Origin of the sequence: Massilia sp. MP_M2, from assembly GCF_039123635.1 — a bacterium.
Classification (GTDB): Bacteria; Pseudomonadota; Gammaproteobacteria; order Burkholderiales; family Burkholderiaceae_D; genus Telluria.
This window is the reverse complement of sequence record NZ_JBCHJF010000001.1, coordinates 526595-546728: the sequence shown is the minus strand read 5'-3', so window position 1 is coordinate 546728 and position 20134 is coordinate 526595. Positions and strand designations below refer to the sequence as shown.

Annotated in this window: 26 protein-coding genes; 4 read left to right on the top strand and 22 right to left on the bottom strand. The window is 66.2% G+C overall.

Annotation, left to right across the window (positions count from 1 at the left end; translation table 11 throughout):
* Window positions 1-3: 3 nt before the first annotated feature.
* The 5 genes from RCH14_RS02565 to flgB are packed head-to-tail and all read right to left on the bottom strand — an operon-like array spanning window position 4 to window position 3430.
* Entirely contained in the window at window positions 4-729 is a 726-nt protein-coding gene (locus tag RCH14_RS02565) for a flagellar basal body rod protein FlgF (RefSeq protein ID WP_343024588.1), read from the bottom strand.
* Window positions 730-739: 10 nt separating this feature from the next.
* A complete protein-coding gene (locus RCH14_RS02560) occupies window positions 740-1930 on the bottom strand; it encodes a flagellar hook-basal body complex protein (protein WP_343024587.1) in 1191 nt (396 codons plus the stop codon).
* An 11-nt stretch (window positions 1931-1941) separates the two neighbouring features.
* Entirely contained in the window at window positions 1942-2643 is a 702-nt protein-coding gene (locus RCH14_RS02555; RefSeq protein WP_343024586.1) for a flagellar hook capping FlgD N-terminal domain-containing protein, read from the bottom strand.
* A 2-nt stretch (window positions 2644-2645) separates the two neighbouring features.
* The gene (flgC, locus tag RCH14_RS02550) at window positions 2646-3050 is read right to left on the bottom strand and encodes a flagellar basal body rod protein FlgC (RefSeq protein WP_258836342.1); all 405 of its coding nucleotides are present in this window, start codon (window positions 3048-3050) and stop codon (window positions 2646-2648) included.
* A gap of 20 nt (window positions 3051-3070) precedes the next feature.
* Window positions 3071-3430: a flagellar basal body rod protein FlgB gene (gene flgB / locus RCH14_RS02545; RefSeq protein WP_343024585.1), complete on the bottom strand. Its 360-nt coding sequence runs from the start codon at window positions 3428-3430 to the stop codon at window positions 3071-3073.
* Window positions 3431-3636: 206 nt separating this feature from the next.
* Here flgB and flgA point away from each other — a divergent pair, with 206 nt between their 5' ends.
* Complete coding sequence (flgA, locus tag RCH14_RS02540; RefSeq protein WP_343024584.1) at window positions 3637-4206, top strand: flagellar basal body P-ring formation chaperone FlgA; 570 nt, start codon at window positions 3637-3639, stop codon at window positions 4204-4206.
* Between the two features lie 16 nt (window positions 4207-4222).
* Here flgA and RCH14_RS02535 read toward each other — a convergent pair whose 3' ends face one another.
* Genes RCH14_RS02535 through RCH14_RS02455 form a run of 17 tightly spaced genes read right to left on the bottom strand, consistent with a single transcriptional unit; the run spans window position 4223 to window position 17747 of the window.
* A complete protein-coding gene (locus tag RCH14_RS02535) occupies window positions 4223-4987 on the bottom strand; it encodes a glucosaminidase domain-containing protein (RefSeq protein ID WP_343024583.1) in 765 nt (254 codons plus the stop codon).
* On the bottom strand, window positions 4974-5402 hold the full coding sequence (gene flgN / locus RCH14_RS02530; RefSeq protein ID WP_343024582.1) for a flagellar export chaperone FlgN: 429 nt from the start codon (window positions 5400-5402) through the stop codon (window positions 4974-4976). Before flgN ends, RCH14_RS02535 begins: the two co-directional genes overlap by 14 nt.
* A 2-nt stretch (window positions 5403-5404) precedes the next feature.
* Window positions 5405-5710, bottom strand: a complete 306-nt coding sequence (gene flgM / locus RCH14_RS02525; protein WP_407070044.1) for a flagellar biosynthesis anti-sigma factor FlgM — start codon at window positions 5708-5710, stop codon at window positions 5405-5407.
* The gene (locus RCH14_RS02520) at window positions 5707-6687 is read right to left on the bottom strand and encodes a flagellar motor protein MotB (protein WP_343024581.1); all 981 of its coding nucleotides are present in this window, start codon (window positions 6685-6687) and stop codon (window positions 5707-5709) included. The genes flgM and RCH14_RS02520 overlap by 4 nt, the downstream gene beginning before the upstream one ends.
* 3 nt (window positions 6688-6690) lie before the next feature.
* Window positions 6691-7602, bottom strand: a complete 912-nt coding sequence (gene motA, locus RCH14_RS02515) for a flagellar motor stator protein MotA (RefSeq protein WP_343024580.1) — start codon at window positions 7600-7602, stop codon at window positions 6691-6693.
* A 37-nt stretch (window positions 7603-7639) separates the two neighbouring features.
* On the bottom strand, window positions 7640-8368 hold the full coding sequence (locus RCH14_RS02510; RefSeq protein ID WP_343025033.1) for a FliA/WhiG family RNA polymerase sigma factor: 729 nt from the start codon (window positions 8366-8368) through the stop codon (window positions 7640-7642).
* A gap of 34 nt (window positions 8369-8402) precedes the next feature.
* Window positions 8403-8852, bottom strand: a complete 450-nt coding sequence (locus RCH14_RS02505; RefSeq protein WP_343024579.1) for a flagellar basal body-associated FliL family protein — start codon at window positions 8850-8852, stop codon at window positions 8403-8405.
* Window positions 8853-8862: 10 nt separating this feature from the next.
* A complete protein-coding gene (locus RCH14_RS02500) occupies window positions 8863-10092 on the bottom strand; it encodes a flagellar hook-length control protein FliK (RefSeq protein ID WP_343024578.1) in 1230 nt (409 codons plus the stop codon).
* The gene (locus RCH14_RS02495; protein ID WP_343024577.1) at window positions 10089-10406 is read right to left on the bottom strand and encodes a hypothetical protein; all 318 of its coding nucleotides are present in this window, start codon (window positions 10404-10406) and stop codon (window positions 10089-10091) included. The genes RCH14_RS02500 and RCH14_RS02495 overlap by 4 nt, the downstream gene beginning before the upstream one ends.
* Complete coding sequence (fliS, locus tag RCH14_RS02490) at window positions 10399-10788, bottom strand: flagellar export chaperone FliS (RefSeq protein WP_343024576.1); 390 nt, start codon at window positions 10786-10788, stop codon at window positions 10399-10401. The genes RCH14_RS02495 and fliS overlap by 8 nt, the downstream gene beginning before the upstream one ends.
* Window positions 10789-10819: 31 nt before the next feature.
* Window positions 10820-12208, bottom strand: coding sequence for a flagellar filament capping protein FliD (fliD, locus tag RCH14_RS02485; protein ID WP_343024575.1), 1389 nt, complete (start codon window positions 12206-12208; stop codon window positions 10820-10822).
* A gap of 28 nt (window positions 12209-12236) precedes the next feature.
* On the bottom strand, window positions 12237-12683 hold the full coding sequence (locus RCH14_RS02480) for a flagellar export protein FliJ (protein WP_343024574.1): 447 nt from the start codon (window positions 12681-12683) through the stop codon (window positions 12237-12239).
* Window positions 12680-14008 carry a flagellar protein export ATPase FliI gene (gene fliI, locus RCH14_RS02475; protein WP_343024573.1) on the bottom strand — a complete coding sequence of 443 codons (1329 nt, stop codon included), beginning with the start codon at window positions 14006-14008 and terminating at the stop codon, window positions 12680-12682. The genes RCH14_RS02480 and fliI overlap by 4 nt, the downstream gene beginning before the upstream one ends.
* The gene (gene fliH, locus RCH14_RS02470) at window positions 14005-14691 is read right to left on the bottom strand and encodes a flagellar assembly protein FliH (RefSeq protein WP_343024572.1); all 687 of its coding nucleotides are present in this window, start codon (window positions 14689-14691) and stop codon (window positions 14005-14007) included. The genes fliI and fliH overlap by 4 nt, the downstream gene beginning before the upstream one ends.
* Window positions 14688-15716 carry a FliG C-terminal domain-containing protein gene (locus RCH14_RS02465; RefSeq protein ID WP_343024571.1) on the bottom strand — a complete coding sequence of 343 codons (1029 nt, stop codon included), beginning with the start codon at window positions 15714-15716 and terminating at the stop codon, window positions 14688-14690. Before RCH14_RS02465 ends, fliH begins: the two co-directional genes overlap by 4 nt.
* A complete protein-coding gene (fliF, locus tag RCH14_RS02460) occupies window positions 15700-17373 on the bottom strand; it encodes a flagellar basal-body MS-ring/collar protein FliF (protein ID WP_343024570.1) in 1674 nt (557 codons plus the stop codon). Before fliF ends, RCH14_RS02465 begins: the two co-directional genes overlap by 17 nt.
* Window positions 17374-17396: 23 nt before the next feature.
* Window positions 17397-17747 carry a flagellar hook-basal body complex protein FliE gene (locus tag RCH14_RS02455; protein WP_343024569.1) on the bottom strand — a complete coding sequence of 117 codons (351 nt, stop codon included), beginning with the start codon at window positions 17745-17747 and terminating at the stop codon, window positions 17397-17399.
* A gap of 314 nt (window positions 17748-18061) precedes the next feature.
* Between RCH14_RS02455 and RCH14_RS02450 the strand changes: the two genes are divergently transcribed.
* Genes RCH14_RS02450 through fliP form a run of 3 tightly spaced genes read left to right on the top strand, consistent with a single transcriptional unit; the run spans window position 18062 to window position 20114 of the window.
* On the top strand, window positions 18062-18982 hold the full coding sequence (locus tag RCH14_RS02450) for a FliM/FliN family flagellar motor switch protein (RefSeq protein ID WP_343024568.1): 921 nt from the start codon (window positions 18062-18064) through the stop codon (window positions 18980-18982).
* Complete coding sequence (locus RCH14_RS02445) at window positions 18982-19338, top strand: FliM/FliN family flagellar motor switch protein (RefSeq protein WP_407070043.1); 357 nt, start codon at window positions 18982-18984, stop codon at window positions 19336-19338. Before RCH14_RS02450 ends, RCH14_RS02445 begins: the two co-directional genes overlap by 1 nt.
* Window positions 19335-20114: a flagellar type III secretion system pore protein FliP gene (gene fliP, locus RCH14_RS02440; protein ID WP_407070042.1), complete on the top strand. Its 780-nt coding sequence runs from the start codon at window positions 19335-19337 to the stop codon at window positions 20112-20114. The genes RCH14_RS02445 and fliP overlap by 4 nt, the downstream gene beginning before the upstream one ends.
* The last annotated feature ends 20 nt before the right edge of the window (window positions 20115-20134 follow it).

The window sequence follows — 20134 nt, the reverse complement described above, 5'->3', positions numbered from 1 at the left end:
GCGCTAGGCGCCGAGCAGTCGGTTGCCCGATTCGTTCATGCTGTCGCTGGCCTTGAACATCTTCATCTGCATCTCGAAGCTGCGGTTCAGGGCCATCACTGCGACCATTTCTTCGACCGCCGAGACATTGCTGCCTTCGAGCACGCGACTGCGCACGTTGATGTTCTGGTCGGCCGCGAGCGGCTCGCCGCCACGGGACACGATCAGGCCCGCTGTGTTCTTGGTCAGTTCGGCCCCTTCGGCGCTGACCAGGCGCAGCCGGTCGACGACCTGGGTGACGGTGCCGCCTTCCGGCATGACCGAAATCGTGCCGTCGTTGGCGATATCGACCGCCGAGTGGGGCGGCAGCACGATCGCGCCGCCTTCGCCCAGCAGGGGGCGTCCGGCGACCGACAGCGCGCCATTGGCGTCGATGTCGATGGCACCGCTGCGGGTATAGGCTTCGCCGCCATCCCATTCGACCGCCAGGTAGCCGTTGCCGGCGACGGCCACGTCGAGCGGGCGGCCAGTCTCGCGCACGGTGCCGGTGCGGGTGGAAATCGTGTCGGCTTCCGAACGTGACTGGTGGACGCTGTCGTAGCCGTAGCCACCCAGCGACTGCACCGACGCCAGCTCGATATTGGCGCGAAAGCCCGGTGTGTCGGCATTGGCCAGGTTGTTGGCCCGCACCTGCTGCGCGCGCAGCGTGCGTTCGGCGCCGCTGACGGCGGTAAAGATGAGCTTATCCATGGCGTGTTGCTTACAGGGCCTGCATCAGCGATTGCATCATCTGGTTCTCGGCGGTGATCACCTTCGAGTTCGCCTGATAATTGCGCTGCGACGTCATCAGGCCGACCAGTTCCGACGTGATGTCGACGTTCGAGCCTTCCAGCACGCCCTTGGACAGCTTGCCGCCCAGGCCCACGCCCGGCGTCGTATACAGCGGCGCGCCCGAATTGGCATTCGCGATCCAGGCGGTGTCGCTGAGCGAGACCAGGCTGCCTTCGTCAGCGAAGGTGGCAATGGCGATCGTACCCACGACCTGCTGCTGCTCGTTGCTGTACTTGGCCACGATCGAACCGTTTTCAGCCAGCTCGACGCCCACGAACGTGCCCGAGGCATAGCCATTGGCGCGGTTGGTGGTGTTGGTTGCTTCGCCGGCGAACTTGGACGTGCCGGTGTAGTCGAAGTTGAACGACATGTCCGCTGCGCCCGCGGCTGCGCCGGCGATGGTCAGGGTCGTGCCGGTCGTCGTCCCCGGCAGGATCTGGCCATTGGTGCCGAAGTTCATGGCAAAGCCGGCGCCGGTCGGCGCAGCGCCATCGAGGCTGTAGTGCACGGTCACGGTGTCGGCATCGGTCTTGACGAAGTATTGCGACACGGTGTGCTGGGTGCCGAGCGAATCGTAGACCACCGATTGCTTGACCATATTGTAGGTCGTGCCGTCGGTCGCATTGAAGGCGGCTGTCGGGGTCTTCCAGTCGCCCGACATATTGCCGGCGTAACTGACCTTGGTGGTGGCCACGGCCGGGATCTGCCCGGTCGGGATGGCGATGTCGCCCATCGTCCCGAGAACGCCGCCCACGGTCGGGCCGTAACCCTGGACTTTCTTGCCGGTCGAATCGACCAGCAAGCCTTCGGCGTCCGTCGAGAAGATGCCCACGCGCGAGTACGACACGACGCCCTGGGCATCGCGGCTGGTGAAGAAGCCGCGCCCCTGGATCGCCGCGTCCATGCCGCGCCCCGTGCTCGACAGGCTGCCGTTCTGGCTGATGTTCTGGGTCAGCGACTGTACTTGCACGCCGTTGGCCTGGTCGCCGGCATAGACCGAGCCGAAGTTGGCGCGGCTGCTCTTGAAGCCGTAGGTGCCGGCGTTGGCAATATTGTTCGACAGCGTCGTGAGCTGTTCGTTGATGGCCTGAATGCCCGACAGGGCGATATTGAAGCTCATGGCATATCCTTCTAATTGAATGTGACGGGCGCATCGGCGCCGGTGGTCTTGCCGTTGAAACCCGTGATCCAGCCCGGCTCGACGTCGCCGATGCCGGCCACCTGCATGACGATGCCGCCAGTGGAAGACAGGCGCACGCTGTTCAGGCGCCCGTCGATTTCCACGGCCGGTTTGGTGCCGTCGGCCGCTTCGGCGGCGATGCTGTATTTGCCCGCTGGCAGGCCAAGCTTGGCCGGGTCGATCGTGAAAGATTGTGCCCCCGCGGCATGCGGTGGCAACTCGATCCGGGTCTGCGTGCCGGTGGCGCCGGTGAGCACCAGGTGGGTCAGGCTGCTGGCCCCGCCCAGCTGGACGCTGCCCTGCAGCGCCGTCTCGCCCAGTTGCACGCGGCTCGTCTCGACCGAGACCTGGTTGCCGACCTGGCCGCCCATCGCCAGCACCTGCAGGCTTTGCAGCATGGTGGCGCTGGCGGCGGTGGTCTGGGTCATGTTTTCCAGCGCTTCGGTCTGCGACAGCTGCGAGAGCTGGTTGACGAACGTGGCCGGATCGGATGGCGCCAGCGGATCCTGGTTGCGGATCTGCGCAACCAGCAGCTTGGTGAACATGTCCTTGTTGGCGCTGACCGGGCTGGCGGCCGGGGCGACGGCATTGCTGCCCGTGCTGCCGCCGGTGTTGCCATTCAGGCCGAATGCATTCGAGGTGGTGGTGACCATGATCAGCTCTCTCCCATGCGGATCAGCGACTGCTGCATCGACTTGATGCGGCCCATGACCTCGACATTGGTTTCGAAGGCGCGCGAGGCGGCCATCATGTCGGCCATTTCCGCCACTTCATTGACGTTGGCATAAAACACCATGCCGTCGGCATCGGCCAGCGGATTGTCCGGTTCATGCATGCGGCGCAGCGGCGCACTCGACTCGACCACGTCGAGCACCTGCACGCTGGCGGTGCCGGCGTCGCCCACCATCGCGGCAAACACGGGCTTGCGCGCGCGGTAAGCATCGGCCTCGGTGCCCGCGACCGCATTCGCGTTGGCCAGGTTGCTGGCGATCGTGTTCATGCGCACGGTCTGGGCCGCCATGGCCGAGCCTGCGATCTGTGAAATATCCTTGAATCCCATGGGATGCTCCTGATTGGTCTTTATTGACCCGTGATGACTTTGTTCAGACCGCGCAGCTTCATGTTGATGAAGGTAAGGCTGGTCTGGAAGTCGGACGCGTTCTGTGAAAACGCCGCCTGCTCGACACCGATTTCGACGGTGTTGCCGTCGGCACTGGCCTGGTACGGGACGCGGTACAGCGGGCCATCGGCCGACAGGGTCGGCATACCATCGTCGGTATCGAGCTGGTCTTGCAATGCACTGGCGAAATCGATGTCGCGAGCGGTGTAGCCCGGCGTGCTTTCGTTGGCGATGTTGGCGGCCAGGACGCGGGTGCGTTGGGCGCGCAACTGGAGTGCGTCGGCATGCACGCCCAACGCTTCCTTGAAATTAATCGACATGGCGATTCTCCGGTGAAGTGCAGTGGGATTGGTTAGAATGGTTATTTCCGCCAGACCAATATTGTCCACCCATGGATTTCCGTAAGGCAATACTGATTATTGTAACCTGTGTGTTGTGCACCACAGCATGGTCAGCGCAAACAATTTCTGCACAGATACAACAGATTGCACGTGATGAGCTCGAAAAAGTCGCTGCCGCCAGCGGTTTGAGCGAACCCGAATTCGATCTAGCCGTGGTCAGCAGCCGGCCAGCGCCGGCGTGCAGCGTGGCGCCCGCCATCGAGGCCGCCGACACGCGCCAGCCGGCGCGCATGCGTTTTGTCGCCCGTTGCCCGGATGGCAGTGGCTGGCGCCATGAATTCATCGTGCGCGCGCGGGTGTCGGCCATGGTGGCGGTGGCCAGCGCGCCGTTGTCTGCCAATACGGTGCTTGGCGAGACCGATGTCGCGCTCGAGCGGCGCGACATTACCAATATCGCCGATCCGGTCGGGGTGCTCGCCAATGTCGTGGGACAGTCGAGCCGGCGCAGCCTGCGCGCAGGCGACGTGCTGCGCGCGGGCAGCCTGGCCGCGCCGGTCGTGGTCAAGCGCGGGGATGGCGTGATGATGGTCGCGCGCCAGGATGGCATCGAAGTGAGCATGGCCGGCGAGGCGCTCGACGCCGGCGCGCGCGGCGCTGTGGTCCGGGTCAGGAACAGCGCCAGCGGCCAGGTCGTGCGCATGCGCGTGGTCGGCGCCGGCGCGGTCCAGCCGCTCGACGTGCCGCTGGGCGAGTGACGCGTCAACCCCGGCATTATTCAACCGTTCCCTGCAGCTTGCCGGCGATGCGCGCCAGCTTCGACGCGTAATTGGGGTCGGTGGCATAACCGCCGCGCGCCAGTCCCTGCGCGAATGCCTGGGCGTCGTTGCCCGTGTTGAGCGCGGCGCGGTAGCGCGGGTTGTCCAGCAACACGCGGGCGTAGTCCTGGAACGCGCTGGCCGCATCCGGATAGGCGCGAAAGCGTTCGCGGGTGGTCAGCGCCGCGCCGTTCACGTATTCGGTGGTGGTCGAGTCGCCCGTCGCGCCATTCCAGCGCGGGCCGGCCTTGATGCCGAACAGGTTGTGGCTGCTTGCGCCGCCGTCGACGCGCAGCGGCCGCTGGCCCCAGCCCGATTCGAGGGCAGCGTGGGCCTGCACCAGTTCCGGTGCCACGCCGAGCTGCGCCGCCGCCTGGCGTGCCCAGGGCGCGATGCTGTCCAAAAATGCCTGCTGCTGGGGCGGCTTGGCGGCGGCGTTCGGCACGGCGACGCCGTCGGCTCCGTCGGCGCCCTCGGCGCCGTCCATGATCAGGCCGGTGGCGCGCGCACGCAGCAGCGCACCTTCGGCGCTCAGCGTGCTCGCAGCGCCCCCATCCGCGTCGCCATGCTGGATGTAAGCAGCCACTTCACTGGCGACATCGCTGAAGACGTTGCCGAAGGCCGCGCCGCCGGTCGATGCAGCGGTGGGGCGCGTCGCATTCGTGGCGACCGTTGGTGCGGTTGGCGCCATTGCGCGCGTCGTCATGTCAACGTGGCGCATACAGCTGCTCCTCGCCGTGCAGCACGCGCTGCATGATGCCGTGCTGTTCGGCCAGCAGCTGGCCGTTGCGCAGCGTCGCTTCCTTGCAGGCGCGCACTGTCTGCTCCAATGCCTGCCAGGCCGCGTCGAAGGCGGCGCGCGGGGCCGGCGCCAGCGTCGTGCTGTACTGCGTCATCGTTCCCTGCGGCCCGAGCAATGCGCGCACCAGCGTCACGCGCTGCTGGCGGCGCGCTTCCATCGCCTCGAGCAGCGGCGTCAGTTCGTCTGCCAGCGCGCTCAGTTCGGCGCTGCGGTGGCGTACGGCGGCGTCGAACTGGCGTTCGAGCAGCATCAGGATCGTGGCCGCTTCCTTGACGTCCTGCGTGACGCCGTCGGCAAGCAGCGTGTTGGCATGGGTGCGGGTGAGAGTGGCCATGTTTAGCGTCCCGAATGGAATTTTTGAATCAGGCCGGCCAGGCGCCCGGCATCGAACGGCAGCTCGCCCCGTGCGAGCGCTTCGCGCAGCTCGGCCACGCGCACGGCGTCGAAATCCGGCATGGCGCTGAGCGCATCGGCGGCAGGCTGCAGCACCGCCGACTGCAAGGCGGCTGCCGGCGCCCCGGGCACCTCGGCCTGGACCGGTATCGACACCGCACCGGCGCCGGGCGTCACGGTGGTGATGGCGGACGACGATGCGCCGGAGATCTTCATGCGGTTACCTCGTGATTTGGTGTGAATGGTCATGGCGATGTCGGCAACTGGCCGCGCAGTGTCTCGAGTGCCGCCGTGTCGGGCAGGCTGACGGTCGCGCCTGAACCTGCATTCCCGACCAGTGTCTTGGCCGCTGGCGCGCCGTCGCCCGGCGCGCCGAACATGCCTGCCACCGAGCGCGACTGCGCGCTCGTCAGGATCAGGAGTTCGATGCGGCGGTTCTTGCCGTCGAGCGGCTGCTTGGGGTGCAGTGGGCCGCGGTCGGCCATGCCCACCACTTGCAGCACGGTGTCGGTGCGCATGCCGCCGGTGAGCAGCTGGGCCCGCGCCGAGAGCGCGCGGTCGGTCGACAGCGCCCAGTTCGAATACGCACCCCGATCGATGCCGGCGTAGCGGCTGGCGTCGGTATGGCCGACGATCAGCATCTGGTTGCGCATCTGCGCGAACAACGGCCCCATCTTTTGCAGCAGGCGCGCGAAGCGGCCGGTGGGCAGGGCGCTGCCGCGCATGAACATGCCTTGCTTGTCGGTGTCGTGCAGCATCACGCGCAAGCCGTAGGGCGTGACCACGGTGGCCAGGTTCGGGGCCAGCCCCGCTTCCACCGACAGTTCGGTCAGGGCCTTCGACAGCGCGGTCAGGTCGGCCGGGGTTTCATAACCCACTTTCGGCGCGCCCGGGTTGCCCGGCGTGCCGGCGCCACCGTTGCCGGTGCCATCACCGGTGCGCGGCACCGGGAAGCGCTCGATCAGGCTGCCGCTGGGCTCGCTTGCGATGGCTGGCTTCTGGCCCTGGCCCTCGAGCATGCCGCTTTCGGTCGCTTCGCTGATGATGGCCTTCAGATTCTGCTGCTCGCGCGAGGCAATCAGCCACAGCACGAGGAACAGGGCCATCAGCGCCAGGCAGAAGTCGGCGAACGCGACTTTCCAGGCGCCGCCATGCTCGTCATGCTGATGCTTGCCGCCGCCGCGCTTGACGATGGTCGATTCGTGCTTGTCGTTCGTTTTTGACACGTGTTACCCCGTCATGCGGTCGTTGGCGCGACGGCGCTTGTTCTGCGATTCATCTTCGCCGCCCATCGCATTGATCCACTGTTCGAGCTGGGCAAAGCTGGGCTTGGTATTCAGCTGGATCAGGCGGCGCCCGGCGTCGATTGCCAGCAGGGCCGGCTTGCCGGCCACGTGGGTGCACAGCACGACCTTGACGGTTTCCATCGTCGACGCATCCGAGTTGACCGTCTGTTTCATCAGGTTGGCCAGCGGCTCGAGCACGCCGTAGCAGGCGAAGATGCCGATGAAGGTGCCGACCATGGCCGCGCCGATCTTTTCGGCGATCTCGCCCGAATCGGCGCCGCCCGAGACCGAGTACATGGCCATCACGATGCCCAGCACGGCCGCCAGGATGCCGAACCCCGGCATCGCTTCGGCGATCTTCTGCAGCGACTTGGCCGGCTGCGTCAGCTCTTCGTGGATGGCTTCGAGCTCCTGCTCGAGCACGCCTTCGAGTTCGTGCGCATTGATCTTGCCCATTGCCATCAGGCGGAAGTTGTCGACGATGAAGGCCAGCAGCTTGGTCTCGTCGAGAATTGCTGGATAGCGCTGGAACAGCGGGCTTTCGGCGGGCGCCTCGACGTGCGCGTCCAGTGCCTTCAGGCCGCCAGCGGCAGTCTGCAGCAGTTCGTACATCAGCAGCAGCAGCTGGCGCTGGAATTCCGAGTCGTGCTTCTTGCGCGCCGCCACCTTCTTGAGCTGGTGTCCCAGTTCGGCCAGGACGTGCTTCGGGTTGCCGAGTACCAGTGCGCCAAGGGCAGCGCCGCCGATGATCAACAGCTCGATCGGGTGGAAGATCGAGGTGAAGGTGCCGCCCATCAGGGTAAAGCCCCCGAAGACGGCGCCGAGCACGATGGCGATACCGAGTAATTGCTGCATGACGTGGTGCCTTTCTGGCGGTTTTTCTGTGGTCGGTTCAATCGCGCCGGAGCGCGGTTTTCATTTTCGCCAGCGCGCTCTTGTTGAGCTGGCAGACGCGCGCATCGGACAGGTCGAGCACGGCGGCGATTTCCTTGTAGCTCAGTTCGAACTCGTAGATCATCTGGATCACGCGCTGTTCCTTTTCGTTCAGCTTGGCCAGCGCCTGTTCCAGGCTGCGCCGCACCAGATAGCTTTCCTCGGGGCCCGGCGTGTGGTGTTCGGCGCCGACCGCGTCCTGCAGGATCTCGTCGAAGCTGAGCATTTCTTCGGCGCTCTCGGCCAGCAGATACTGCTGGTAGTCGTCCGCGCTCAGGCCCAGCGCGGCGGCGGCTTCCTGTTCGTTCGGCTCGCGGCCCAGGCTGCGCGTGAGCGCGCGCAGGGCGTCGCGCTGGCGGTGGCTGTCCTGGCGCACCGCGCGCGGGCGCCAGTCCTGGCGCCGCAGTTCGTCCAGGATCGCGCCGCGCACGCGCAGCGCGGCGTAGCTCGAAAAGCCGGTGTCGGGCGCCCCATAGCGGCGCAGCGCTTCCAGCAGGCCCATCAGGCCGATCTGTTCCATGTCCTCGCGCCCCATCGCGCCCGAGACCTGGCTGCCGAGCTGGCGCGCGATGCGCTTGACCAGCGGCGCATACGCCACCAGGTGACGCGACTCGTCCTGCGGCGACAAGCCGGCACTGGCCACCACATCGCCATATTCGCTGGCGGCGGCATCGGCGTAATCGGTCATGTAGGCCACGGCGTCTCCGGGATCGGGCTGCGTATCACTCGATGATCAGCTTGCCGACCATGACTTCGGAAAACGGCTTGAGGTGGTTTTCCTTGGCATAGTTGGCATTGAAAACCTTGTTCAGCTCGGCCGCGTACTGGTCCACCGTCATGCCGGAGGCTTCGGCCATCGTGCGGGCCGACAGGGCCGACACCGCGATGCTGCGCAGCAGTGGCAACTGTTCCTTGGTGGCCTTTTCGTCCGCCGCCGTGGTGGCCAGCACCAGGTCGACCGACAGGTAGTGGGTAGACTGCTCGGCCGGGGCGCGGCGCAGCATGACGATGACCTTGTCCAGCGTGACGTACTTGGTCAGCTTGGTTTCGGGCGCCGGCTTGGCGGCCACGGCGGGGCTTGCGGTCGTGCTCATGTACCACATGGCGCCACCCGCAGCAGCGGCCACGACGACGACGACGGCGGCAATTGCAATGATCAGTTTTGCTTTCATGGGGGGCGTGTCAGTTCATCGAAAAAAGGGTGGAGCCGGCGGCGGCCTCGTCATGCAGCGCGCGTCCGGGGGTACGGGCCTGCTCCTGTTCCTGGCGCGAACGGCCCTGGCCATCGGCCTGGCCCTGGCCCGGCGCCTGACCACCGGCCTGGGCACTGGCCTGCATGCGCGGCACGTCGCTGACGTTGACTGACACGCTGCCGTACTGGCGCCCCGCGAGGTCGCTGCGCAGGCTGTCGCTGACGGTGTTCAGCTGGCGCAGCACTTCGCTGTTCGAGGCGGCGATGTGGATTTCCAGGTTGCCGCCACTGTGGCGGATCGCGATCTCGATGCGGCCGAGCATCGGCGGCTCAAGGCGGATCGTGGCCTGCGCGATGTTGCGGCCAAGCTGCAGCTGGAGCCGTTCGCCCAGCGCCTCGTGCAGATTCTGGCGCCATGCGGTCGGCGGGCCGGCCAGCACGATGCTGTCGGCGCTGCGCGTGCTGGCCGGGGGCGTCGCGGCCAGCGCGCCCGGGCCTGGCGTGACCGGGGCCAGGTCGGCGCTGGCCTCGGCTGCGGCCTCACCCGACGCCGGCGCGGCGTTCGCTTGCGCCAGTACTGACTGTGCGGCGCCCGCGTCGGGCCGGGCGGCAGCCAGTACGCTGGCCGGTTGGACGGCTGAAGGCGGGAGCGGTGCTGCTGCAACCGGCAACACATTGACGGCTCCCGCGGCCGGTGCGGCGCCTGCGCCTTTCACCTGGCCGATGGCGTCCGGCGCGCCGGCTACAGGGCTGCCTGCGGCATCGGCGGAAGACGCGCTGGCAGCATCACCGGCAACGCCGGGCTTGGCACCCTGCATCGCCAGCATCATGGCGGGCAGTGCTGCCGGCGCCACCAGCGGGGCCATCGCTGCCAGCAGGACGTCGGGTACCAGGTCTTCTACCGGCGCTGCATCGGCTTCGGCTTCGGCGACGGCGGCGCCCGGCGCAGCCACGACATCCTCGGGCGGCGCGGCGGCAGCGGTGTCGGGCAAGGCGCCGTCCAGCGCGATCCAGTGACCGAAGGGCAGGGTGGCGGCCGGCGCCTGGCCCGGCGTCGGGGTGCCGGCTGCACCAACGGGCAGCGCAAGCGCAGCGGCGCCCGGCGCATCGGGCGCAGCTGCGCCGGGCGCGGCGCTTGCCACTGCCGGGGCGGGATTGCCGGCCACGCTGCCGGTGGCGTGCATCGCATTATTCATGGCGCTGTTCATCGCAAGGTTCATTGCACAATCTCACCTGGTTCGGTCTCATTCGTGAGGGCATAGGCCATCCAGCCTTCCTTGTTGTCACGCATCTCGTCCATCCGCGCCTGCAGGCCGGCAGCGGCAGCGGCCCCTGCCTGCGCGGCGCGCTCGTGCGATGTGCGCAGGCGCCCCAGCGCCGCGCGCTCGGGCGCGCTCCACGGACCCTTGACGGCCAGCGCCTGCAACTGGCGCGCCAGATCGCGCACGGCCCGGTCGAGCGCATCCCAATCGGCGCCACTGGCGGCCACGTCGAGCTGCGCGCCCAGGCGCCCGATGACGAGTGATCTATCCATTGCGTTCCTGGACGCCTTTCCAGCCCTGGCGAATGGTCGACAGGATGCGGATGACTTCATCGACCATCGCCGGGTCGAGCTTGATGCCGGCGGTATGCAGGCGGCTTTCGCAGAAATCGTAGATGCGCGCCAGGTTGGCGACCGTGTCGCCGCCGCCGTCGAAGTCGAGCGAACTGGCCAGGCCGTTGATGATCTCGACGCACTTGTTGATGCTGGCCGCTTTCTGCTCGTAGCGGCGGGCGACGATGTGTGCGCGCGCGCGCGCCAGCTCGTCGAGCAGGCCGTCGGTGAGCAGCAGCACCAGCTCGACCGGCGAGGCGCGCGTGGTCTGCGCGTCGAGGTTGACGGCGTGGTAGCCGTCGTAGGCGTTTTGATATGACATGGCGATGTTGGTTTGTCTGTGTGCGAATGGATCAGTCGTCGTTGCCGAACAGGGCATCGAACAGGGATACGTTTTGATTCATAACGCTTTGAATGCTCTGCAATTGGGTGAATTGCGCCAGATAACGCTGGTAGGCAACGTCGTACTGCTTGTCGATCAGCGCTTCACGCGTCCCTAGTGTTGATTGCAACTCCTCGGTCGCTGCTTTGCGCTTGCCGATCTGGCCTGACGATACGTCATTCCAGCTTTTCAGATAGGTGTTGAGCTCATTGGCAATGCCGCTGGCGCCAGCCGCCGATGTAGAGCCGATGAGCTTGTCGAGGCCGTTGGGCGTGAGTGCCAGCTGGGCCGTCAGCCGGTCGGCGCGCAATTCGAGCGTGCCGTCCTTGCTTGCGATGATGCCGAACGAGGCCAGGCTGGCGCCACCTGCAGGGCGTAGCAGGCTGACCAGACGGTCGTGCAGCGCACGTACACCGCTATCGGCGGCGAAGGCACCGGCCGCGGTGCCACTGGTAGGGTTGCCGGGGTAGATCAGCTTTGAAAGACCCGTTTTCAGGGTATTGTAGGCCGTGATGAAGGCCTGAACATTGGCCGTCGTTGCTGCGTTGTTGGTGCCGGCAGTGATCGTGACCGGTGCGGTGCCCGTGGCCTGAGCCTTGTTGAACGTGATGGTCAGGCCATCGACATTCTGGAACGTGTTGCTGGCCTGTTTGATCGGGGTGCCGCTCTCCGCGCCGATGTGAACAATCGCATCTTGCGCCATGCTAAGCGTGCGCACGTTGCCGGGCTCATTGGCCTTGGCCAGGCTCGTCGCTGCGTCCATGCCGGCAGTGTTGATCGAGATTTCCGTATCCTCACCGGTGCTCTTGCTGCTCAGCACCAGCTCCGATGTTGTGCCGGTCGTGATGACCGAGGCCGTGATCTTGCCCAGGTTCATCGGCGCGGCATTGATCGCGGCCGCGAGTTCGCGCGGGCTCACGAACCCGTCGACATCGCTGTCTGCCGCGGCCAGATTGACCTTGAAGGCTTCGCTGGCGCCCATGCTGATACTTAGCTCGCCAGTGGCCGCAGTGTCGTTGGTCAGTCCGGCGAATGCGACCTGGCTAGGCGTGGCAATCTGCTTGACGAAAAACGCATAGGTGCCGGCCGGCGCATCGGCACTTGCAGTGCCGGAACCGATCGCGCTATCGCTGAACGTGACAGACTGTGCGTACAGCGTCTTGCCGGTGCCTGTGAGTGCGGCCAGACTGGTCTGGAACGACGAGATCGTTGCGCCGAGTTCGCTCAAGCCACGTTCGGCGGCCGCTGCCTGCTTCGTCTGGGCCGCGAGCATGTCGCGGCGCGAGGCCACGTACTTGTCGGCCAGTGCGCTTGCCGTGGTGATCGGGTCGTAGGTCGGTGCAGTAATCACTGATGCCATGGTGTTCTCCTTGGGTGCTCGTTGCAGCTCATGCCGCCCGTCCCGCCATCCATGATTGGGTGGCGATATCGTCTTCGCGCTTGCGGGTAGCGCGTTCGTTCTCGGCCGCTTGCGCGTCCTGCGTACGGGCCAGCACCTTGCCCAGCAGTTCGCGTCCGACCCAGGCATCCCTGAGCCGGTCCTGCGAGACCGCCATGTTCGCCTGATGCAGCGACAGGTCGATCCGGTGGCTGTCGGCCAGCGCCATCACGCCCTGCTTGTAGGCGCCGCAATTGAGCGCCATGGCAGGATTGATCTGCAGCGTCGCGCCCGATGCGCCGCTGCCGTGGGTCAGCGCGCTCAAGCGTTGCAGATTGTTCTGGTAGCGCACCCGGGTCGCCTCCTGGCTGGCCAGATCGGCTTCCAGGCGTTCGACCTGGGTCGAACGCAACTGGACAAGGGTACCGAGGCTGCGGATGGTCGTCGAACGTGTCATGCCATGATCGCTTTCAGGGCGTCGATGCAGTTGTCGATGGGCGCGCCTTCGCGCGTGCCCTGGCACAAAAACGCCTCGATATGCGGTTGCAGCTGCACCGCGCGGTCGGTTTCCGGGTCGGCGCCCGGCACATAGGCGCCCAGCGGAATCAGGTCGCGCACGCGGGCGTGGCGCGCCAGGGCCGCCTTGAGCTTGCGCGCGGCCAGCGTGTGCTCGGGTGTGACCACCTGCGCCATACAGCGCGAGATCGATTGCGCAACGTCGATCGCCGGGTAGTGGCCGCGCTCGGCCAGCTCGCGCGTGAGTACGATATGGCCATCCAGGATGGCGCGCGCCGAGTCGACCACCGGATCCTGCTGGTCGTCGCCTTCGGCCAGCACCGTGTAGATGGCGCTCATGCTGCCTTGCGGGTTTTCGCCATTACCGGCCGATTCGACCAGTTGCGGCATGTTTGAAAACACCGATGGCGGATAGCCGCGCGTGGCGGGCGGCTCGCCCAGCGACAGCGCCACTTCGCGCAGCGCCATCGCGTAGCGGGTCAGCGAATCGCACAGCAGCAGCACGTTCTGGCCGCGGTCGCGGAAATGCGCCGCCACCGCATGACACAGCTCGGTCGCCATCACCCGCATCAAGGGACTTTCGTCGGCCGGCGCGACCACCAGGACAGCGCGCTTCAAGCCGTCGGGGCCGAGCGAGCGCTCGACGAATTCGCGCACCTCGCGATTGCGCTCGCCGATCAGGCCGACCACGATCACATCGGCCACCGTCTGGCGCGTGATGAGGCCCAGCAGCACCGATTTGCCCACGCCGGAACCGGCCATCAGGCCGACGCGCTGGCCCTTGCCGATGGTGAGCATCGCGTTGATGGCGCGCACGCCGACGTCGAGCGGTTCGTCCACCGGCGTTTTCTTGAGCGGGTTCACGCGCGGCGGGGCAGTAGCGAGCGGCTGGTCGCCGCCCAGGCGCCCCAGGCCGTCGATCGGCTCGCCCAGGCCGTTGACCATGCGGCCCATCCAGCTCGGGCCGATCATCAGGTCGGCCTTGTCGGTCGCAGGCAGCACACGCGCGCCGGTGGCCAGGCCGGTCGCTTTCTTGAACGGCATCAGGTACGACACCTTGTCGCGAAAGCCGACCACCTGTGCATCGAGCCACTCGCCGTCCACCGTCTCGATACGGCAGCGCTGGCCCGTGTGCAGGCGGCAACCGCTCGCTTCCAGCAGCAGTCCCTGGGCGCCGACCAGGCGCCCGGTGGGCGTGGCCACCGGCACCGCGCCGAGCTCGACGGCGCGCAGCGAGTCGGCCAACGAATGTGCCAGCCCCGTCATGCCCGTTCTCCTTCGCCGAGCAACTGGTCCTGGACCTGTTCCATGACGGCCGCCAGGCGCCCCTGGCAACCGGCATCGACTTCATGGTCGCCCGAACGCACGCGGCATTCGCCGGCGTCGAGCGCCGGGTCGGGCAGGATCGTCCACTTCTTGGCGCGCTTCGGATCGAGCTCCAGCACGCGGCGCAGTTCTTCCGGATTCATGAACACTTCGACCTGGTCGCGCGACGGCGGCATCACGGCCAGCGCTTCCTCGACCAGCGAGAGCAGTTGCACCGGTTGCAGCGCCAGCTCGGCGCGGATCACCTGGCGCGCGATCTTGCCCACCAGGTCGACCACTTCGGTGCGCTGCGCGGCGCGCAGGTCGGTCTTGAGTTTCTTGAGGCTCTTGAGCATTGCGTCGACTGGCTTGGCCAATTGTTCGAAGCTCTCGAGCGCCATCGTGCGGCCTTCGTCGAGGCCCCGTTCGAGGCCCTCGATCTTGCCTGCTGCGATGCCGTCGGCGCGGCCCTGGTCCAGGCCCACCTCGAACCCGTCACGCTGGCCCTGGCGATAGCCGTCGGCCAGTGCGCTTTGCCACTCGTCGGCGGCATTGCCACCGGCCGCGCCGGCGGACGCGCCGGCAGGGCGCGCCGCGCTGAACTGGTGCAGCGGCGGAAAGTGGTAAGTGCGAAACGGTTTCATTCGGCAGTCGCTTCGGCAAACAGCTGGATGTCGATCTCGCCGGCGTCGGCCAGCTCCTTGACCGTGGTCATGATTTCGCGGCGGGTCTGCTCGATGCGCGACATTGGCACCGGGCCCGAGCGGCGCATCAGGTCTTCGAAGCTTTGCGCCTGACGGCGCGGCATCGCGGCCAGGATGGCGTCGCGCAGCGGCGCTTCGGCGCCCTTCAGGGCAATCGCCCACTGTTCCAGCGGGACGTCGTCGAGCAGGCGCGAGATGACCTGTTCGGTCTGGCGCGACAGGATAAAGAAGTCGTACATCGACATCTCGATCTGCGAGACGACCTCGGGATCGTGGGCGCGCAGCAGTTCGACCATGCCGGCGCGGTTGTCCTGCAGGCGGTTGAGGATGTCGGCAACCTGGCGCACGCCTTCGACGCTGGCGCTTTGCGTGTCGAGTGCGGCCAGGCAGCGGCCCACCAGCTCTTCGAGCTCGTGCAGCACGTCGCGGTCGATCTCGTCCAGGCGCGCCATGTTCAAGAGCACCAGTTCGCGGCCTTCCAGCGGCAGCGCTTCGAGGATCTGCGAGGCCAGCGCCGGCGGCAGGAAGGCCAGGAACACGGCCTGCATCTGCACGTGCTCGCTCGAGACGAATTCGGCCAGCCACTTTGGCGAGGCGTACTGCAGGCGCGCCATTTTCGGGCGGATCGCATCGCCATAGATCGAATTGAGCACGCTGTTGGCGATGTCGCTGCCCAGCGCCAGGTCCAGCGAACGCTTAAGGTAGCTGCGCGAGGCGCCATGCAGGCCGCTTTGCTGGCGGTAGTCGTCGAAGAAACTCTGCAGCGCCGATTTGACGGTGTCGACCTTGATGCCGCTCATGCGCGACATGACCTGGGTCAGTTCCATCAATTCGTCGCGCTCGAGACAGCGCAGCACGGCCGCAGCCTGCTCTTCGCCGATCGACAGCAGCACGATGGCCGCCTGTTCGACCGGGCTCAGACCGGCTTCGAGTTCGCTGTCTTCGATGTTATTCAGTTCGGCCATGTTTTTTCTGTACCCATTGTTTGACGACTTCGGCGACGCGCTCCGGCTCTTTGGCCGCCAGCACTCTCAGGTGATCGACCATGACGTCGACCGGCGAGCCGGACGGCGGCAAATCATAATTTTCGAGGAGGGGAATGACCGCGCCCGGGCTGCCCTGTACCGGTGCTGCGAGCGCCGTGATGCCGGCCGGCAGCGCGGTGAGCGGCGCCGCAGCGGCGCCCGCCAGTGCTGGGGTGGCCGGGGTGGCCGGCGACGGCGCCAGGCGCGTGATGGCCGCGCGCAGCAGCGGCCGGGCCAGCAGGACGTAGGCCAGCAGCGCGCCGACGGCCCACATGGCCCAGGTCGCCATGTCGACGATGTTGTCGCGTTCCTGCCACCACGCCTGTTCCACCGGGGCCGCCGGGAACTTCATGGCCGACACGGCCAGCACATCGCCCCGTGTGGCGTCGATGCCCAGACCGCCAGCGAGGATTTTCTCGATATTCGTCAGTTCGGCCGGCGTCCAGGCCTTGCCGTCAGCGGCGCTGCTCGCGTTGAGCACGACGGCCACCGACAGTTTTTTGAGGCGGCCGCGTTCGCGCTTGATCTGCGTGATCGCGCGGTCATATGCGTACTGGCGCGTGGTGGCATTCTTGCGGGCGCTGCCATCGTCGGCTTTTTCGGCCGGTGGGGCGCCTGCGGTATCCGCAGCGGCAGGCGCCGGCGGCCGGTTCGAGAGCGTGCCCGGCACGCCCATCGCCATGCGGCTTTTCTCCATCTCTTCGCGCATGGCTTCGCTGGTGACCTTCGGCGCTTCGCCGTATTTTTCCTGGGTTTCCTCGACGCGGTCGTTGTCCACGGCAGCCGTGACGCTGACCTTGTAGTTGGCCACGCCCAGGATCGGCGCCAGCAGATCGTTGACGTTGGCGCGCACCTCGTCGGCGTGGCGCTTGGCCGCCGTGTCGCCCTGCGCTGCGCCATCGAAGCCGTCGGCCAGGTCGATGCGCGAGGACAGGTAATTGCCGGCCTGGTCGACCAGCGAGACGCGCTGGGGCGACAGGCCCGCCACGCTGCCCGAGACCATGTTGACGATGGCGGCGATCTGCTCGTTGCCCAGGCTGCGGCCCGGCTTGACGGCGACCACGACCGACGCCGAATTGCCGTCGGCATTGCCCGTCACGAACGAGCTGGTCTTCGCGATGGCCAGGTGCACGCGCGCGCTGGCGATCGAATCCATCGTCAGGATGCTTTGCGCCAGCTCGCCTTCCAGACCGCGCCGGAAACGCACGTCCTGCACGAACTGCGACACGCCGAGCGGGTCGTTGCGGTCCATCAGTTCCAGGCCGGCCGGCAATTGCGCGGTCACGCCCTTGGCCGCGAGCAGCATGCGCACCTTGCCCAGCTGGGACGACGGGACCAGCACCTGGCCGCTGTCCGGATGGACGCGGTAGGGAATCTGTTCGGCTTCCAGGACCGTCATCATGTCGGCGGCGACGACTTTTTCGCGCGCGCCAAAGACTGGCTTGTAGCTCGATTGATCTTGCCACATGAACATCATGACGGCAGCGGTGACCGCCACGGCCAGGCCCAGCATCAGCGGAAGGTTGTTGCGCAGCAGCGGTGGCAGCGCGGGCAGCGCGAACTTGCCGCTGAAGGAGGACTTGAGGGAGGAGAGCACGTGAGCGTCGCTTGTCGAAAAAATCAGATCGGGAGCTTGAGCAGTTCGTCGACTGCGCCCATCACCTTGTTGCGTACTTGCATCAGCATCGAGAACGAGAGGCTGGCTTCCTGGCTGGCCAGCATGGCGCCGACCAGGTCGTCGCTCTTGCCGGTTTCAACCGCCGTCACACGGGCGCTTGCGGCCTGGTCCTGCGCATCGACGCCGGCAATGGCGCTCTGCATGGCCTGGGTGAATGAAAATGCACCGGCGCCGCCTGTCGGCGCGCCGAGCTCGGCAAATGAAGCGGCAGCCGGGGCAATCGCCAGGCGACTCGCGTCGTTGCTCAGTTGCGCCAGATCGGCCTGAATCAGGCCAGCGAGTTCAATTGCCATCGTGTTTCCTTCAAAATTTAGTGTTGTTCATCAGCGACAAAAAATACCGAATTTTCCGAATTTTCCGTTATTAATTTGTTAAATCCGGGCTTGGCAAGCTGGTATTTAGAACAACTCGCCTCATGCAGTAAAAAGCCTTTTCCCTTAGACGTTTACTATGAAAACAGCATGATGCTGCGATGCAACGACTAGATATTACCGTAGGGCAAATGATAAATCAAAGTGAAATGTCAAAGTTGCGGCGTTTGAAGTCGCTGTATAATTATTGCTGCACAGAATCAAAACAATGTGACATTAACTTTCAGCAAAGACAGATGGCAATTAATCAACTTGACCGACGGCGGGAACATCAGGTGCTCGACCCGTGCCTGCTCGGACGTCCGGTGCATCTGCTGCCGGCGTTCGCCGCCGGGCTGGCCGAAGCGATTGGTGCCGAAATGGCATCGCCTGGCGGTCGCCGGCACTGGGGCACATACCGTCTGGAACACCTCGCGTTCGAACGGGCGCCGGAGCAGCCCGGACTGCGCTGGCTCGGGGTCAGCGGCGCGTATGGCGTGGCGGCTGTCGCCTTTGAACGGACTCTGCTTCTGGGACTGCTGGAAGGGCGCTATGCACGTCGTCAACCGACGATTTCTGCTGCGGCGCAGCAAAGCCCCGCGCTGGAGCGGGTCACCGCGACCGAAGAGCGTCTTGCTGTCACATTGGCCCAGCAACTGGCCAGCCAGCTCGATGTCCGGGTGGCCGATGGTCTGGCCCGGCTGGATGGCGCGCCGACGCTGGTGAAAGCCGGGGCCGGGGCTGCGATCGTGCCGGCTAACGCGCCGGGCAAAACCGGCTGGGTGCTGCGCGCCGTGCTGCGCGCCCAGTACGGCCGGCGCGATACCGATGAGCCGACCCAGGCCGCGCCGGAAGGGCAGATCTGGATCGGCCTCGATCACGCCCTGATGGCCTGTGTATTGCAGGGCATCAAGGCCGACCGTGGCGCCGTGCGCGCGGCGGGCGGGGCGCGCATGCCGGCTGAACCGCTGGCCGCGCGCCTTGAAGTCAAGCTCGAGGGCTGTTTGGTGAGCAAGGAGATCACGCTGGCCACGCTGTTCGGGCTGCAGGTCGGCGATGTGATTCCGGTGTCGGTCGGTCGCGCCGATGTCGTGCTGGACAACTCCCGCCTGTTCACCGCGGCGGTGGCCGAGCACAAGGGCAAGCTGTGTTTAACCTCATTTGAAGATGCCGAATAATGAACATGAATCTCAACGACCAACTGAGTGGTGACGTCATCATCGACGACCTGGACAGCGAGGATGCGTTGCAGGCCGCCGCCGGGCGGAGCAGCGCGCGCCAGCTGCCGCAGATGATGCGGCGCATTCCCGTCACGCTGACCCTCGAAGTCGGTTCGGTGCGCATCTCGCTGCAAGAGCTGATGGACATCGGGCCATCGTCGGTGCTGCCGCTCGATTCGCTGGCCGGCGAGCCGCTGGTCATCAAGGTCAACGGCACCCCGATCGGCCGCGCCGAAGTGGTCGTCGCAGGCGAGCAGTACGGTCTCAAAGTGATCGACCTCGAAGGCCTGAACCTGGACATCCTCGCGTCATGATGTGGCTTACCGGGGGCGTCAGGGCCCTTGCCCCTGCGCTTCTGTCAGCGCTGTTGGCGGGGCTGTTGATTGCGGTCCCGGCCGCCGCCCAGAACCAGGACCTGCTGGCCGGCGTGCTGCCCGGCGCCACGTCGACCAGCGCCGGCATGAGCGTCAAGTCGCAGATCCTGGTGCTCATGACGCTGCTCGGGCTGCTGCCCGTGATGGTCATGATGATGACCTGCTTCACGCGCTTCGTGATCGTGCTGTCGCTGCTGCGCCAGGCTCTCGGCCTGCAGCAGGGCCTGCCCACCCGGATCATCACCGGCATTGCCCTGATCCTGACCATCCTCGTCATGCGTCCCGTGGGCGAGCAGGTCTGGACCCAGGCCTTCCTGCCGTACGACCAGGACAAGATCGGCCTCGAGACCGCGCTGCGCATCGCCGAACAGCCCATCTCGCGCTTCATGCTGGCCCAGACCAGCAAGGCTTCGCTGGCGCAGGTCGCGCGCCTGGCCGGCGAGTCGACGGCCCAGCCACCGCAGCAGCATAGCTTCCCCGTCAAGCTGGCCGCGTTCGTGCTGTCCGAACTGAAGACCGCGTTCCAGATCGGCGCGATGCTGTTCATCCCGTTCCTGATCATCGACCTGGTGGTGTCGTCGGTGCTGATGGCGATGGGCATGATGATGCTCTCGCCGCTCGTCATTTCCCTGCCGTTCAAGCTGCTGCTGTTCGTGCTGGTCGATGGCTGGACGCTCACGGTGAGCACACTGGTTGGCAGCATCCATGCGTATTAGCACCCGACCTGGCACCGGCG